Annotated in this window: 15 protein-coding genes; 5 read left to right on the top strand and 10 right to left on the bottom strand. The window is 72.3% G+C overall.

Annotated elements, in window-relative coordinates; translation table 11 throughout:
* Nucleotides 1-18: 18 nt before the first annotated feature.
* A complete protein-coding gene (locus AB1K56_RS01860; RefSeq protein WP_371204295.1) occupies nt 19-2550 on the bottom strand; it encodes a DEAD/DEAH box helicase in 2532 nt (843 codons plus the stop codon).
* A 128-nt stretch (nt 2551-2678) separates the two neighbouring features.
* Nucleotides 2679-3449 (bottom strand): hypothetical protein, encoded by a 771-nt coding sequence (locus tag AB1K56_RS01865; RefSeq protein WP_371204296.1) that lies wholly within the window; start codon nt 3447-3449, stop codon nt 2679-2681.
* Nucleotides 3450-3538: 89 nt separating this feature from the next.
* Here AB1K56_RS01865 and AB1K56_RS01870 point away from each other — a divergent pair, with 89 nt between their 5' ends.
* The gene (locus AB1K56_RS01870) at nt 3539-4573 is read left to right on the top strand and encodes an LLM class flavin-dependent oxidoreductase (RefSeq protein WP_371204648.1); all 1035 of its coding nucleotides are present in this window, start codon (nt 3539-3541) and stop codon (nt 4571-4573) included.
* Between the two features lie 92 nt (nt 4574-4665).
* Here AB1K56_RS01870 and AB1K56_RS01875 read toward each other — a convergent pair whose 3' ends face one another.
* Both AB1K56_RS01875 and AB1K56_RS01880 read right to left on the bottom strand, forming a co-directional pair.
* A complete protein-coding gene (locus AB1K56_RS01875; protein WP_371204297.1) occupies nt 4666-5190 on the bottom strand; it encodes a hypothetical protein in 525 nt (174 codons plus the stop codon).
* Nucleotides 5187-5555 (bottom strand): hypothetical protein, encoded by a 369-nt coding sequence (locus AB1K56_RS01880; protein ID WP_136586762.1) that lies wholly within the window; start codon nt 5553-5555, stop codon nt 5187-5189. Before AB1K56_RS01880 ends, AB1K56_RS01875 begins: the two co-directional genes overlap by 4 nt.
* Before the next feature lie 231 nt (nt 5556-5786).
* Between AB1K56_RS01880 and AB1K56_RS01885 the strand changes: the two genes are divergently transcribed.
* Both AB1K56_RS01885 and AB1K56_RS01890 read left to right on the top strand, forming a co-directional pair.
* On the top strand, nt 5787-7190 hold the full coding sequence (locus AB1K56_RS01885) for a hypothetical protein (RefSeq protein ID WP_371204298.1): 1404 nt from the start codon (nt 5787-5789) through the stop codon (nt 7188-7190).
* A 45-nt stretch (nt 7191-7235) separates the two neighbouring features.
* Nucleotides 7236-8414, top strand: coding sequence for a GNAT family N-acetyltransferase (locus AB1K56_RS01890; protein ID WP_371204299.1), 1179 nt, complete (start codon nt 7236-7238; stop codon nt 8412-8414).
* A gap of 42 nt (nt 8415-8456) precedes the next feature.
* On the opposite strand, the gene AB1K56_RS01895 is transcribed toward AB1K56_RS01890, so the two are convergent.
* A complete protein-coding gene (locus AB1K56_RS01895) occupies nt 8457-8669 on the bottom strand; it encodes a hypothetical protein (protein WP_371204300.1) in 213 nt (70 codons plus the stop codon).
* 182 nt (nt 8670-8851) lie between these two features.
* On the opposite strand from AB1K56_RS01895, the gene AB1K56_RS01900 reads away from it, so the two are divergent.
* Nucleotides 8852-9808 carry an NAD-dependent epimerase/dehydratase family protein gene (locus tag AB1K56_RS01900; protein ID WP_371204649.1) on the top strand — a complete coding sequence of 319 codons (957 nt, stop codon included), beginning with the start codon at nt 8852-8854 and terminating at the stop codon, nt 9806-9808.
* Between the two features lie 12 nt (nt 9809-9820).
* On the opposite strand, the gene AB1K56_RS01905 is transcribed toward AB1K56_RS01900, so the two are convergent.
* Entirely contained in the window at nt 9821-10384 is a 564-nt protein-coding gene (locus AB1K56_RS01905) for a ribonuclease H (RefSeq protein WP_371204301.1), read from the bottom strand.
* A 172-nt stretch (nt 10385-10556) separates the two neighbouring features.
* On the opposite strand from AB1K56_RS01905, the gene AB1K56_RS01910 reads away from it, so the two are divergent.
* Nucleotides 10557-11081 carry a hypothetical protein gene (locus AB1K56_RS01910; RefSeq protein WP_371204302.1) on the top strand — a complete coding sequence of 175 codons (525 nt, stop codon included), beginning with the start codon at nt 10557-10559 and terminating at the stop codon, nt 11079-11081.
* Between the two features lie 7 nt (nt 11082-11088).
* Here AB1K56_RS01910 and gnd read toward each other — a convergent pair whose 3' ends face one another.
* The 4 genes from gnd to AB1K56_RS01930 form a co-directional block, all read right to left on the bottom strand.
* Complete coding sequence (gene gnd, locus AB1K56_RS01915) at nt 11089-12150, bottom strand: phosphogluconate dehydrogenase (NAD(+)-dependent, decarboxylating) (RefSeq protein ID WP_136586767.1); 1062 nt, start codon at nt 12148-12150, stop codon at nt 11089-11091.
* A gap of 87 nt (nt 12151-12237) precedes the next feature.
* A complete protein-coding gene (locus tag AB1K56_RS01920; protein ID WP_371204303.1) occupies nt 12238-12738 on the bottom strand; it encodes a bifunctional nuclease family protein in 501 nt (166 codons plus the stop codon).
* Nucleotides 12739-12797: 59 nt separating this feature from the next.
* Entirely contained in the window at nt 12798-13418 is a 621-nt protein-coding gene (locus AB1K56_RS01925) for a response regulator transcription factor (protein WP_264631389.1), read from the bottom strand.
* The gene (locus AB1K56_RS01930; protein WP_371204304.1) at nt 13415-14578 is read right to left on the bottom strand and encodes a sensor histidine kinase; all 1164 of its coding nucleotides are present in this window, start codon (nt 14576-14578) and stop codon (nt 13415-13417) included. The genes AB1K56_RS01925 and AB1K56_RS01930 overlap by 4 nt, the downstream gene beginning before the upstream one ends.
* Nucleotides 14579-14667 lie beyond the last annotated feature (89 nt).

Genomic DNA, 14667 nt, shown 5'->3' on the forward strand with positions numbered 1-14667 from the left:
GCGGCGGGGGAGAACCCGTCAGAGCCGCAGCACCTCGGTGACCCGCACGATCGCGGTGCCCTCCTCTTCCGACGCGGCGAGATCGACGTCGGCGCGGATGCGCCAGTCGTGATCGCCCGCGGGGTCGTCGATGGTCTGCTCGACGCGCCACACGCCGTCGGCGGCGGCCGACTCGTCGATGTCGACGTAGGCCGACGACCGCGCGGCGCCGTCCGTGCGGATCGCGTCGTGCTCGTCGAAGTAGCGGTCGAGAGCGTCGGGCCAGTCGGCATCCGGATCCAGCTCGACCAACTCGTCATCCCGCTGCAGCGCGGCGAGCTGCACGCGCCGGAACATCTCGTTGCGCACGAGCACGACGAACGCGCGCCGGTTGGTCAGGATCGACGGCGGCGCGGGCGGCACCACGGGGGCGGACGGATCCTCCGCCGGGTTGATCAGCTGCTCCCACTCGTCGACGAGGCTCGAGTCCACCTGCCGTACGAGCTCGCCGAGCCAGGCGATGAGGTCGAGCAGATCGGGGGTCTGCGCGTCGACCGGCACCGTCTGGCGGATCGCCCGGTACGCGTCGCTGAGGTAGCGCAGCACGAGACCCTCGCTGCGGGCGAGCTGGTACAGCGAGACGTACTCGCCGAACGAGCAGGCCCGCTCGAACATGTCGCGGACGACCGACTTGGGCGACAGCTCGAAGTCGCGGATCCACGGCTGACTCGACGCGAACACCTCGTAGGCCTGCGCGAGCAGATCGTCGAGGGGCTTGGGCCACGTGATCTCCTCGAGCAGCTCCATGCGCTCGTCGTACTCGATGCCCTCGCGCTTCATCGCCGCCACGGCCTCGCCGCGCGCGCGGAACTGCTGCTGCGACAGGATCGGCCGCGGGTCGTCGAGGGTCGCCTCGATGACGCTGACGACGTCGAGCGCGTAGTGCCCCGTGCCGACCGACGACGCCGGGGGCGCGGCATCCGGTCCCCTGCCGAGCTCGACCTCGGGGTCGAGCATCTCGATCGCGGCGAGCGCGAACGGCGACAGCGGCTGGTTGAGGGCGAAGTTCGGCTGCAGGTCGACGGTGAGACGGATGCCGTCGGCCCCCGCCTCGACCACTCCGGCCTGCACCAGCGTGCGGAAGATCGCGATCGCGCGGCGGGCGAGCTCGTACTGGCGGGCGCGGGGCTCGTGGTTGTCGAACACGAGCGAGCGGACGTTGCCGAAGACGTCGCCGCCGCGCGCGATGACGTTGATGAGCATCGCCGCGCTCAGCTTCATCTGCGGCACGAGCGGCTCGGGTTCGGCCGCGACCAGGCGGTCGTAGCTCTGCTCCGTCCAGTTGACGAAGCCCTGCGGCGCCTTCTTGCGCACGATCTTCTTCTGCTTCTTGAGGTCGTCGCCGGCCTTCGCGATCTGCGCGGCGTTCTCGATCTCGTGGTCGGGCGCCATCACGACCACGGTCCCCGCGGTGTCGTAGCCGGCACGGCCCGCGCGTCCCGCGATCTGGTGGAACTCGCGCGCCGAGAGCTGGCGCATGCGCGTGCCGTCGTACTTGGTGAGCGCCGTCATGAGCACGGTGCGGATCGGCACGTTGATGCCGACGCCGAGGGTGTCGGTTCCGCAGATGACGCGCAGCAGTCCCCGCTGCGCGAGCGTCTCGACCAGGCGCCGGTAGCGCGGCAGCATCCCGGCGTGGTGCACGCCGATGCCCGCGCGCACGTAACGCGACAGCGTCTTGCCGAAACCGGTGGTGAAGCGGAACCCGCCGATGGCCTCGGCGATCTCGTCGCGCTGCTCGCGCCCGATGATGCGGATCGACGACAGCGCCTGCGCGCGCTCCATCGCGGCGGCCTGCGAGAAGTGCACGACGTAGACGGGCGCCTGCTTCGTGTCGAGCAGCTCCTGCACCGTCTCGTGCACGGGCGTGCGGGCGTACTCGAAGTGCAGCGGCACGGGGCGCTCGACGCCGGTCACCCGCGCGGTGGGCCGACCGGTGCGGCGCGAGAGGTCGTCGGCGATGTCGTCGACGTCGCCGAGGGTCGCCGACATGAGGATGAACTGCGCGCGGTTCAGCAGCAGCAGCGGCACCTGCCACGCCCAGCCGCGATCGGCCTCGCCGTAGTAGTGGAACTCGTCCATGACGACCTGGTCCACGTCCGCGTCGACCCCCTGTCGCAGGGCGAGGTTCGCGAGGATCTCGGCGGTGCAGCAGATGATCGGAGCATCGGAGTTGACCGAGGAGTCGCCCGTGACCATTCCGACGTTCTCGGCGCCGAAGATGTCGACGAGGGCGAAGAACTTCTCGCTCACGAGCGCCTTGATGGGTGCCGTGTAGTAGGTGCGGCCACCGCGGGAGAGGGATGCCGCGTGCGCGGCGATGGCGACGAGCGATTTGCCCGTACCGGTGGGGGTGGACAGGATGACGTTCGCCCCCGACACGATCTCGATGACCGCCTCGTCCTGGGCGGGGTAGAGCGTCAGCCCGCGCGAGGCGGCCCACTCCACGAAGCCCAGGTAGGCGGCATCCGGGTCGGCGCCGGCGGGGACGTGCTCGAGGAGGGGGGTCACTCCCCCAGCCTCTCATCCGACCGGTCGATCGGCGGAGCGGATGCCGCGGCAGGCGGCGTTCGCGACCCGCTCGGCGCCCCGCTGCGAGAGCGTTCCCGCGCGCACCGCGCCCACGGCCCCGTCCCGCCTCAACCTTTGTCGCTGAAGACGCCGACGTTGTCGCCGTCGTAGACGAACTGCACGCTCGTGCCGATCGGGAAGCGCGCGATGAACTCCGCCGGCATGCCGTCGGCGACGACGAACTGCACGGTCGCGGGGAAGATGCCGGCCCCGCATCCCCCGTAGACGAAGTTGCCGCGGAAGCCGTTGCCGCCGTCCTGCCCGACCTCGTCGGTGTCGAGCAGGTAGAGGCACGGGCTGCGGTTCTCGCTCGCGTCGATCTGCGCCGTGCCGACGAACGCCGTGACGCCGTAGAAGTCGGCGAACGCCCGCTCGTCGCCCGTGCGCTGCCCGAAGATCGCGGGGGTCTGCGTGCCGGGATCCTCGGTGAGGGTGGCCACCTGCGGCGCTCCCCGCGACGTCGAGACCGGAACGAAGCCCACCCCCGCGGTGGTCGCCGCGCTCGCGACCGCGGCGACCACGGCGAGCGACGCCGCCCAGATCCACAGCGTGCGCCGCGAGCGCACGAGGGGGGCGCGCTCGCGAGGGCGCGGGTCGTCGTCGTCTTCGTCGTCTTCGCCGTCGGTCTCCGGCGCGACGTCGGTTCGGACGATCGGTGCGACCGGGTCCGCGGCCGGAGTCGCCGGCGGAGCCGCCGCGCGGGCCGCTCGCTCGGCGCGCTCGAGTTCTTCAAGGGTTGTCAGCCGGGCGCAGGCGGCGGGGTCCGTGTCGATGTCGGCGCCGGGACCGTACGCCCGGGCGCGCAGCCGCCGCAGCTCCTCCCGCACGCCATCGTCCACCCTCGAAATGCTTCCACACCTCGCGCGCCCGAGGGTCGTCTCCGGTACATGCGCGGGAATAGATCAGGATGCCGCGCGTTGCACCGAGCATGCGCTCCTTCGGCACACTCTCCTTCGGCCACTACGGCCCCCTCGGCGGCGGGCACCACCTGTCGGCGGGCGACTCGATGCTCCAGGCGATCGATCTGGCCCAGGGCATGGACGACCTCGGCGTCAACGGCATCTCGTTCCGCGTGCACCACTTCGCGCGACAGCAGGCAGCCCCCATGCCCCTGCTCGCGGCGATCGCCGCGCGCACCTCGCGCATCGAGGTCGGCACCGGCGTCATCGACATGCGCTACGAGAACCCGCTCATGCTCGCCGAGGAGGCGGCATCCGTCGACCTCATCAGCGGGAACCGCCTCGCGCTCGGCGTCAGCCGCGGCTCACCCGAGACGGTGCAGCGCGGCTACGAGGCATTCGGCTACACCGGATCGCAGGACGCCCGGGGCGCCGACATCGCGCGCGAGCACTTCGACCTGTTCCTGCGCGCCATCGAGGGCGAGGGACTGGCCGAGCGCGACCCGATGAGCCCCTTCGGCGGCGGCACCGGACTCCAGCGCATCGAGCCGCACTCCCCCGGCCTGAAGAAGCGCATCTGGTGGGGTGCCGGCACGACGGCCACCGCCGAGTGGGCGGGTCGCATCGGCGTCAACCTCATGTCGTCCACCTTGCTGATCGAGGCCGACGGCACGCCGTTCGACATCCTGCAGGCCCAGCAGCTCGACGCCTTCCGCGCGGCCTGGCGCGAGGCCGGCCACACGGGCGAGCCCCGCACCTCGGTGAGCCGCAGCATCTTCCCCATCGTCACGGCCGAAGACGAGATGTACTTCGGCGGATCCGCGGGCAGCGACCAGATCGGCGTGATCGACGGCATGCGGTCCACCTTCGGCAAGACCTATGCGGCGCCGCCCGAGGTGCTCGTGGAGCAGCTGCAGAACGACGCCGCCGTCATGACCGCCGACACGCTCATGCTGACGATCCCGAGCCAGATGGGCGTGGAGTTCAACCTCCGCCTCGTCGAGAACTTCGCGAAGCACGTCGCCCCCGCCCTCGGCTGGCAGTCGACCCTCGCGACGGTCTGACACCCCTCGAACGGACCCGGATGCCGCCCCCTCGGCATCCGGGTCCGTTCGTCGTTTCGTGACGCGAGAGGCGGACGGGTGGCGTTCGGTGCTCAGCGAGCGGGCGGAACGGGCATGGTGCCGTCGAGCGTCCACCCGTTCTCGTCCACCGCGCCCGTGGCATCCGCTGCCGCCGCCTCGGGGTGGGCGTACAAGAGGCTCACGAGTCCGCGCTCACGCCACATCGTCTGGCGGCTCATCGAGTCCTCGTACATCAAGAACGCTCCTCCGCCGGTGCGGCGACGCAGCTCGTCGAGCCACGCGGCGTAGGCCGGGTCGGATCCGGATGCCGGCGCGAACGGCCGCGCCAGTTCGATGAACCGATCGGCGAGGGTCTCGACCGTCCAATCGGTCCGCCCGTCGTGGAACACGTCGTCCCGGCCCGCACTCGAGTACGCGAGGAGGACGTTGCTCTCGCGTGGCACGGAGCCCTCGTCGACCTCGCCCGGCTCGGGGACGAAAACGCGGCACCGCCAATGTCCCGTCGCGTAGAGATTCGCGTTGATGCGGATGCCCTGCCACCCCCGCTCGTGCGCACGCGACACGGCCGCGACGAGGAGGAACGGCGCCCCGGTCACCGGGAACCCGCCACCCCGCGCGAGCGCGCGATGGTCTGCGAAACGAGGTACTCGCCCCACGCGACCGCGTACGCGCCGAGAGCGGCCCACACCCAGACCGGCGCCAGCGCACCTGCGACGCCCAAGAGCCCGGCCACCGTGAGCGCGACCACGACCGCGAGCACCGGGACGACACCCCCGGATGCCGCAGCCCCGCCGTCGGTTCTCCAGACCACCAGCAGCGCCCCGGCGGTGGCGATCAGGAGGATGAGGGGCGTCCACCACGACCCGAGCGTCCCCATGACGATCGAGGCCCCGACTCCCGCGATCCCGAGGGAGGCGGTGCGGAGGAGACGGACGCGGCTCGAACGATAGACGGATGACACGGGGCTCCTCGGGTATCGGAAGGTCCAGCGTATCCGCCGCCTTCGATCGGCTGCGGTTGCCGAGAAGTCCCCGGGAGTCGCCGAAGATTTCCACCCCGGTCCCTCCGCCCACCTCCTCCGCCCCTCTAGCCTGGTGCGAGGGCGCGCACCCGACGCGCCGCCCTCATCGGTCGACGTCGACACCGTGCATCTCGCACACCGCACACGGCACCGCACCGGGAGGGGACCACCATGGACGTCTCTCGACGCGGCCTGCTGCTGGGCGGGCTCGGCGTGGTCACGCTGGGTGCGGCGAGCGCCGCGGCGGCGACCCTGATCACCGGCGACGCCGCGGGGCAGCCGTCGCTCTCGCCGTCGAACAGCGCCTCCGGTGCGTCCCCGTCGCCGAGCCCGAGCATTCCCACCGACCTCGGTCTGCACGTGTGGGACACCGTCCGCCGTCCGCTGTCCACGAGCGACGACGCCACGCTGACCCTCGTCGACGGGGAGCTCCCGGCGGGTCTCGCGATCGTCGGCGCGACCCTCTCGGGGCGACCGACGACCCAGGAGGCGTACGCCTTCGCGATCGAGGTGCGCCGGGGCGACGATCGGTGGCGGCGGCGCTTCGCCGGCACGGTCGGCGACATCAGGCGCGACCTGAGCATCTCGCTCAGCCTCGACGAGAAGACGCCCCTGTCCGCCACGGCGCGCGAGCTCGATCGCATCGCGCGCCTCGGCGCCCACGCGACCCTCGTCGTGCTGTGCTACATCCCCGATCCGACCTCGACGACCTTCACCCGGGTGTCGGACGATCGCATCCGCAAGGTCTTCGCGCTCGCGAAGGATCGCGGCGTCCGCATCACGCTGCTCAAGCCCCACATCGCCACCGAGGAGGACGGCGACGGCTTCTACCGCGCGAACTACGCCCCGGCATCCGTCGACGGCTTCTTCTCCCGGTGGACCGAGCAGATGGTGCACTTCGCGGGCCTCTGCGCCGACAACGACGTCGAATACCTCTCCCTGGCGTGCGAGCAGCCCGGGCAGACCGAAGCCGCGCAGTACGCGAACTGGGTCGACCTCGTGAAGACCGTGCGCGCGGCCGAACCCGGGGTGAAGCTGACGGCGGCCTTCACCACGCTCGAGCTCTACCTGCTGCACACGTACTGGCTCCCGCAGGGCACCGCTCACATGGCCCGGCTGCTCGACGTCTTCGGCATCAACTCGTGGATCCGCCTGACCGACAAGGTCTACACCCCCGATGCGCCGAACATCACCGTCGACGAGCTCGCCGCCGGATGGCGCGGGGCGGGCGGCCGCACCGACGACCACCTCGGCAAGCTCGAGGATGTCTGCGAACAGTTGCGCATCCCGTTCCTCATCACGGAGGTCGGCGTGCAACCGCGCGTCGACGGCCTCGCCCAGCAGGAGGGCAGCACCCCGCCCACGGGTGCGCCGAACCACGACGTGCAGGCGCTGCTGTACCGCTCGGTGCTGAAGGCGCCGCTGCAGTCGCCGTGGTGCACGGGCGCGTCGATCTGGCACATGCGCGCCCCCTTCGCCTTCGGCGACGTCTACCACGACCCCCTCTTCCCCGGCGAGAAGGTGCTGAGAGATGCCATCGCGAAGACCCCGTCGCTGGCGTCCCCCGCCACGTGACCCCGGTCACGTGAACGCGGCCAGGTGACCGCGTAGCGTGGGCGGATGACGCTGCACCTGAGCCCCCTCGACGCCGCCGGGGCCGATCGCGATGCGCTCGTTGCGTTTCTCACCACGAATCTGTTCCCGTTCCACGTGCGATCGCGCTCCACCGCCGCGCAGGTGGACGAGGCGATCGATGCCGGCGCGTGGGGTGGCGACGAGACCGAAGCCCTCTGGGTCGACGATGACGAGCACGGACACGTCGGGGTCGTCCGCCTCGACGACCTCGCCGATTCCACCGTCATGGTCGACCTGCGGATCGGCGAGTCCTGGCGCGGGCAGGGGCGGGGAGCCGCTGCCCTGCTCGCCGCCACCGACCGTCTCTTCTCCGCGCATCCTCACGTCATCCGGTTCGAGGGCCAGACACGCGAAGACAACCTCGCGATGCGACGGACGTTCGACCGCTGCGGGTGGGTCCTCGAGGCGACGTATCGAGACGGATGGCCCGTGCAGGGCGGCGAGCCGAAGGCGTCCGTCGCCTACAGCGTGTTGCGGCGCGATTGGACGTCGGGAACGACCACTCCCGTGCGCAGCGACTCCGAGGTGACCCTGTCGGGCGAGCTCCGCTGCGCCGACGAGGCCGAGGCCGCGCGCGTGCGGGCGCACCTGTCGGCGCACCTCGCCCTCACCCGGGCCGAGCCGGGATGCCTCGCCTTCGACGTCGATCCCACCGACGATCCCCTCGTGTGGCGCGTCGAGGAGCGCTTCGTCGACGAGGCCGCCTTCGACGCCCACCAGCGTCGGGTCGCGGCGAGCGCGTGGGGCACCGCGACGGCCGGCATCGACCGCCGGTACGAGATCCGCGGCCGGAGTCGGGATGCCGCCGCGCTCGTCGCCGCGGCGTGGGCGGCCGAGCAACGACTGCTCGACCCCGTGGTGCGCCGGAACCCCGCCGAGGTCGAGCCGCTCCTGAGCGAGGACGTCGTCGAGATCGGGCAGTCGGGGCGGCGCTTCACCCGCGACGACATCGTCGCCGCCCTGCACGCGGACCCCGGGGCGTCGGCGGGCGAGATCGGGGAACGCTCCAGCAGGGTCGTCGCCCCCGACACGGTGCTGCTCGACTACGTGCTCGTGTTCGAGGGACGCGTCAGCCGCCGTTCGTCGCTGTGGCGGGGCGTTCCCCCGCGGCTCGTTTTCCATCAGGGCACCCCGGTGCCCCCGAGAGGTCGCGCCGGCACGTAGCAGCGGCTCTCGCGCTCTGCATCGCGCCACTCTGACGTCGTTTCAGGCGCCGATGGGTCGTTGCCTCCCGGCGTCGCGTACGTGCGCGGCCTCGAAGGCCCGCAGCGATCGCCCCGCCCCGGCGGCGCGGCGCACGCTGAGAGCGACCATGATCACCCAGAACACGAGCCCGCCCCAGCGCCACCAGGAGGCATCCCCGCCCTCGAGTATGATCTGCACCGCCATCCCGACCGCGAAGATCGACGTTGCGGCCACTCCCCACCTCGCCCATGCTCGTGCACGTTCGAGAGCGAAACGCTGCTGGATGAGGGAGGGACGGGGCGCGGCGGGCGGCATCCTCTCTTTCTGTCAGCACTCGGGACGGTGCGACAGGGGTTGCGTCCGCCGAGCGCGAACCCCCCTCGCCCCGCGAGGCGGGGGCTGCTTGGGTGAGTCGTATGCGACGCATCCTCATCCTGGGCGGAACCGCGTGGCTCGGCCGCGCGATAGCGGCGGCGGCGCTGGCCTCCGGCGCCGACGTCACCTGCCTCGCGCGCGGTGAGTCGGGGGCCGTCGCGCCGGGAGCGCGGCTGGTGCGCGCCGACCGCGGCGCACGCGACGCCTACGCCGGCCTCGACGGCGACTGGGACGACGTGGTCGAGCTGTCGTGGGACCCGGGCTTCGTGGCATCCGGACTCCACGCCCTCGCCGATCGCGCGGCGCACTGGACGCTCGTGTCGAGCGTCTCGGTCTACGCCCGCTCCGACGCACCGTTCGCCGACGAGTCGGCGGACCTCGTCGACCCGCTCGACACGACCCGATACTCGGATGCCAAGGTCCACGCCGAGCAGCTAACGACGGCGCGCGCGAGCGATCGGGCTCTGCGGGTGCGCGCGGGGCTCATCGTCGGACCGGGCGACCCGACCGATCGCTTCGGATACTGGCCGGCGCGCTTCGATCGCGGGGGACGCGTCGTTGTGCCCGAGACCGCCGGTCGCCACGCGCAGGGCATCGACGTCGACGACCTCGCCGAGTGGATCGTGCGCGCGGGCGCCGCGGGCACGATCGGTCCTGTGAACGCCGTGGGCGAGGAGCTCCCGCTGGCAGCCGTGCTCGCCGCGGCGCGAGAGGCCGCGGGAGCGGATGCCGAGCCGGTCGCCCTCGACGACGAGACCCTCCTCTCCCGGGGCGTGCAGCACTGGATGGGCCCCCGGTCACTGCCGCTGTGGCTCCCCGCCGAGGCGCAGGGCTTCTCCCGACGCAGCGACGCCGCCTTCGTGGCATCCGGGGGTCGACGTCGTCCGCTCGCCGAGACGATGCGACGCGTGCTCGCCGACGAACGGGATCGTGGCGTCGACCGCCCTCGACGCGCCGGGCTCACCCTCGCCGAGGAGGCCGACGTCCTAGCGGGATGAGCACGGGGAGGGTCAGCGGCCGTTGCGGTCCGCGGCGGACCGGGGCGGGGCCTTCTGCACCTCGAGCCGGTCGAGGCCCCGCAGCGACGTCCAGATGAGCTCCTCGCCCTTGGCCGCGTGCTGCGACGCGCGGACCGCCCGCTCGTCGGCCCACGAGTTGAGCACGTGGCCCGAGTGACCGCGCACGTGCTCGAGCACCACGTCGGGAAGCCCCGCCTCGCGGCGCGCGTCGCGTGCGGCGATGAGCGCCTCGAGGATGCCGCGGTTCGCGACGGGCTTCTTCGCGCTCGTCACCCAGCCGCGTCGACGGTGGCCGTCCATCCACGACGAGTAGGTGTCGATCGCGTACTTCGAGTCGGCCTGGACGACGAGCTCGGGGACGTCGGCGTGGTCGGTGATGGCGTGAAGGAGACCGAGCAGTTCGCCGATGTTGTTCGTGCCCGAGGGGATGGACCCCGCCGCCCAGTGCCCGTCCTCTCCGACCCACGCCCAGCCCGCGGGACCCGGGTTGCCCTTGCAGGCACCGTCGGTGGCGACGACGTAACGGTCGGAGGGCGTGGATGCCGAACTGCTCATCCCTCTAGTCTCCCCCGACCGCCGCGGGCGGAGAGACGCACGGTGCCGTGCCCCTGGGCGAGAACGCGGGTGAATCCTCGGCCGGGGATCCCCCGTCCCCCCTGTTCACGGCACGAACACTGCGCGCGGGCGTGGCAGCCTGACGCGGCCCGCCCCCTCGAGAAAGCCCGCCATGTCGTCCACGTCCCGCGCCCGTCTCCACCCCGCCGCGATCACCGCCCTCGTCGTCGGCGGGGTCGTCATCCTCGGGGCGATCGGCTTCCTCGTCTGGCTGCTCACCGCCCCGCAGCCCACCCCGAACGAGCAGGCCACGCAGAAGCTCGTGCAGTGGCAGGAGATCTTCGAGAAGTACCGCAGCGCGCACGACACGCTTCCTGACATGCCCCCGGGCGGCTACTGCCTCGCGACCGGCTTCCCCGTCGGTGTGGGGGGCACCGCGAACTGCCGCGACTACAACGGCGTCAACTACTACACCGAGACCGCGAGCGTGCCCCTTCGCGACGCCCTCGCGTCGGTGGGAGAGCTCCCCCAGGGCGTGTCCGCGCCGGTGCACGGCACGGTCGGACCGTACGCCCTCTACGACGACGCCGGGGTGCGGCTGCTCACCGCCGAAGACGGGACGTGCGTGGCCCCCGCCACCGAGGTGTGGAACGACGGCGGGAGCCTCTACATCTGCCAGATCCTGCTGACGCGCTGACGCGGCGTCAGTCGCGGCCGCTCTCGGCCTTCTTCTGACCGGCCTCGAGCACGTCTCCGGCGGGCAGCTCCTGGTGGCCGCCGAACTGCAGGCGCATCGCCGAGAGCACCTGATTCGCGAAGTGGTCCTCGCCGCGCGAGGCGAAACGCTCGAACAGCGAGGCGGCGAGCACCGGCACGGGAACCCCGGTGTCGACCGCGGCCTTGACCGTCCAGCGGCCCTCGCCGGAATCCGACACCCGGCCGGCGAGGCCGTCGAGCGTGGGGTTCTGCGCCAGGGCGGCCGCGGTCAGATCGAGCAGCCATGACGAGATGACGGAGCCACGACGCCACAGCTCGGTCACCCGGGCGGTGTCGATGTCGAACTGGTAGAACTCGGGCTCCTCGAGCGGCGCGACCTCGGCCGAGTGCTCGCCCTGGTGCAGGCCCGCGTCGGCGTTGTTGAGCACGTTGAGGCCCTCGGCGAGCGCGGCCATGATGCCGTACTCGATGCCGTTGTGCACCATCTTCACGAAGTGCCCGGCGCCCGACGGGCCGCAGTGCAGGTAGCCGCGCTCCTCCGTCGTGTAGTCGCCGGTGCGGCCGGGCGTGCGCTCGACCTCTCCGGGACCCGGTGCGATCGTGCGCAGGACGGGCTCGAGGTGCGCGACGGCCTCGTCGTGGCCGCCGACCATGAGGCAGTAGCCGCGCTCGAGACCGAAGACCCCGCCGCTGGTTCCCACGTCGACGTAGTGGATGCCGCTGTCGTCGAGCTTCTTGGCGCGGCGCACGTCGTCGCGGTAGTTCGAGTTGCCGCCGTCGATGATGATGTCGCCGGGCTCGAGCACCTCGGCGACCTGGTCGACGACCTTCCCGGTGAGGCCGGCGGGGATCATGAGCCAGACGGCGCGCGGCTTCTGCAGCTTCGAGGCCAGGTCGGCGATGCTCGTCGCCCCGGTGGCTCCTTCTTCGACGAGCGAGGCCACGGCATCCTGATTCACGTCGAAGACGACGCAGTCGTGACCGTCCCTCATCAGTCGGCGCACGATGTTGGCGCCCATTCGTCCGAGTCCGACCATGGCGAGTTGCATTGGTTCCCCGTTCGTCGTGGATCACGGACCGCGGCGAGCGGCCCCCTCCGCGAGTCTAGGAGCGTCCACCGACAGGTGGCATCGGTGCTAGCCCTGGAAATCGTCGGGATCGACGTCGTCGAGGAAGCGGCGGAACTCCCGCACGCGTTCCTCCTCGGGCGACGGCTGCACGTCGACGTCGTCGGCGGGGACGCCCGCCTCCGCGAACACCTCCTCGGCGACCCAGATCGGGGCGTCGGCGCGCGCGCCGAGCGCGATCGCGTCGGAGGGGCGCGCGTCGAAGGAGCGCTGTCCGCGCGGGGTGTCGAGCACGAGCCGGGCGTAGAACGTGCCGTCGTCGAGGTGGGTGATCTCGACGCGGTCCACGGTCGCCGACAGCTCACCGAGGATCGCGGTCATGACGTCGTGCGCGAGCGGCCGCGGCGGCGGGGTGTTCTCGACCGCGACGAGGATCGACATCGCCTCCTGCGGCCCGATCCACACGGGGAGCACGCGTTCTCCGTCGGCCTCCGCGTCGAGGGGCGAGAGCAGGATGACGTGCTGCTGCGCCGGATCGAGGGCGACACCGACCACGCGCACCCGGATCATGAGGCCCATCGTACGTCGCGGGCGCGTCGTCGTCGGGGCGCCCGGGTCGGGCGGCCCCGTCAGCGCAGGATGCCGAGGGCCCGGGCCGACGACACGGCGGCGGTGCGCGAGGTCACCCCGAGCTTCGAGAAGATGTGCGCGAGGTGCGACTTCACCGTGGCGTCGGTGATGTGCAGGCGCGCGGCCACCTCGGCGTTCGACGCCCCGCGGGCGACGAGGCGCAGCACCTCGATCTCGCGCGCCGAGAGCGTGACGCGGGGTTCGCGCAGTCGCGCGAGCAGCCGGCCCGCGATGGCCGGGGCGAGGGCGCTCTGACCGGCCGCCGCGGCGCGCACGCCCGCGAGCAGCTCGTGGGGCGGGGCGTCTTTCAAGAGGTATCCGCTCGCGCCCGCCTCGACCGCGCCGAGGATGTCGCCGTCGGTGTCGTAGTTGGTCAGCACGAGGACGTATGGCGGCGCGGCGAGCGCGCGCACGCGACGGGTCGCTTCGGCCCCGGCGGCGCGATCGCCGAACTGCAGGTCCATCAGCACGAGTTCGGGCGCGAGGGCGTCCGCGAGGGCGACGGCCTCGTCGGGGGTCGCCGCCTCGCCGACGACCTCGATGTCGGTCTCGGCGTCGAGCAGCGCCCGCACCCCCGCGCGCACGACGGGGTGATCGTCGGCGATGACGACGCGGATCACGACGCGCTCCCCGGCAGGGTCACCGTGATCGACGCGCCCGCGCCGAGCGCGCCCTCGACGTCGAGTCGGCCGTCGAGCTGCTCCACCCGCTCCCGCATGGCGCGCAACCCGAACGAGTCGGTGTGCGCCGCCGCATCCTCGGCGAGGCGCGGGTCGAATCCGCGGCCGTCGTCGTTGATCCGCAGACGCACCCCCTCCCCGTCGCGCGTCAGGTGGATGCCGGCGTGCGCCGCGCCGGAATGCTGGGCGACGTTGGCGAGCGCCCCCTGCGCGATGCGCAGCAGGGCCGTCTGCGCGTCCATCGGCAGCTCGGCGTCGTCGTCGGTCTCGATCTCGACGGAGATCCCCTCGCGCGCGGACCACTCCCGGCCGAGGCGCTCGAGCGCGGGGCCGAGGCCGCTGTCGAGGCGCGGGGGCGTGAGCTCGCGGATGAAGCGCCGCGTCTCGGCGAGACCGTCGGCCGCGGTCTCGCGCGCGAGGCGCACGTGGACGAGGCCCGGGCTGTCGGCATCCGCCCGCTCCGCCGCGTGCAGGAGCATCTGGATGCTCGAGAGTCCCTGGGCGACGGTGTCGTGGATCTCGCGGGCGAGGCGCGCCCGCTCGGCGAGCACGCCCTGCTCGCGCTCGGCGGCGGCGAGCCGGTCGCGCGTGGCGAGCAGCTCGGCCATGAGCGCCTCGCGCTCGGCGGCACGTCGATCGAGGGCGGCGTACCCGAGGCCGATGAGCAGCGCGACGCCGGCGCCGACGAGCGGCCCGACGACACCGCCCACGGTCAGTCCCCCGTGCACCGCGAACGCCGCGATCGTGAGGGCCGTGGTGCCGAGCACGGCGAGGGGGCCGGCGACGCCGGGCAGCACGTGCAGGTAGAGGAAGAACAGCGGGAAGACGAGGTAGGCCGCCTCGGGGACCAGCCACACGAGCGCGGCCCACACCGCCGTCAGCACCGCGACCCACGCGATCGCCGCGGCCCGTCGCCGGGAGCGGGCGACACCGAGCCCCGCGAGGTAGACGGCGCCGAGGACGCCGGCGAGCACGAGAGCGATCGCGGACCCGCCGGTGACGAGCACGCGCACCACGACGAGCGCGAGCAGCGCGGCGAACAGGACGTGGAGTCCGACGCGCAGGCCCGCGAACACGGGAGCGAGGGTGCGGTGCGGCATGACCCTCCCAGGCTACGGATGCCGGGGCCCCGGCGGATCATCCGAAAGGTGGAGAGCAAGAACGCCCCTTGCGCCGATGACCCGCGGCG

The organism is Microbacterium sp. BWR-S6Y, from assembly GCF_041379845.1.
Classification (GTDB): Bacteria; Actinomycetota; Actinomycetes; order Actinomycetales; family Microbacteriaceae; genus Microbacterium; species Microbacterium hydrothermale.

Coding starts and splice junctions, on each gene's coding strand:
- AB1K56_RS01870 (WP_371204648.1), top strand. CDS start 3,539: ATGCGCTCCTTCGGCACACTCTCCTTCGGCCACTACGGCCCCCTCGGC.
- AB1K56_RS01885 (WP_371204298.1), top strand. CDS start 5,787: ATGGACGTCTCTCGACGCGGCCTGCTGCTGGGCGGGCTCGGCGTGGTC.
- AB1K56_RS01890 (WP_371204299.1), top strand. CDS start 7,236: ATGACGCTGCACCTGAGCCCCCTCGACGCCGCCGGGGCCGATCGCGAT.
- AB1K56_RS01900 (WP_371204649.1), top strand. CDS start 8,852: ATGCGACGCATCCTCATCCTGGGCGGAACCGCGTGGCTCGGCCGCGCG.
- AB1K56_RS01905 (WP_371204301.1), bottom strand. CDS start 10,384: ATGAGCAGTTCGGCATCCACGCCCTCCGACCGTTACGTCGTCGCCACC.
- AB1K56_RS01910 (WP_371204302.1), top strand. CDS start 10,557: ATGTCGTCCACGTCCCGCGCCCGTCTCCACCCCGCCGCGATCACCGCC.
- gnd (WP_136586767.1), bottom strand. CDS start 12,150: ATGCAACTCGCCATGGTCGGACTCGGACGAATGGGCGCCAACATCGTG.
- AB1K56_RS01920 (WP_371204303.1), bottom strand. CDS start 12,738: ATGATCCGGGTGCGCGTGGTCGGTGTCGCCCTCGATCCGGCGCAGCAG.
- AB1K56_RS01930 (WP_371204304.1), bottom strand. CDS start 14,578: ATGCCGCACCGCACCCTCGCTCCCGTGTTCGCGGGCCTGCGCGTCGGA.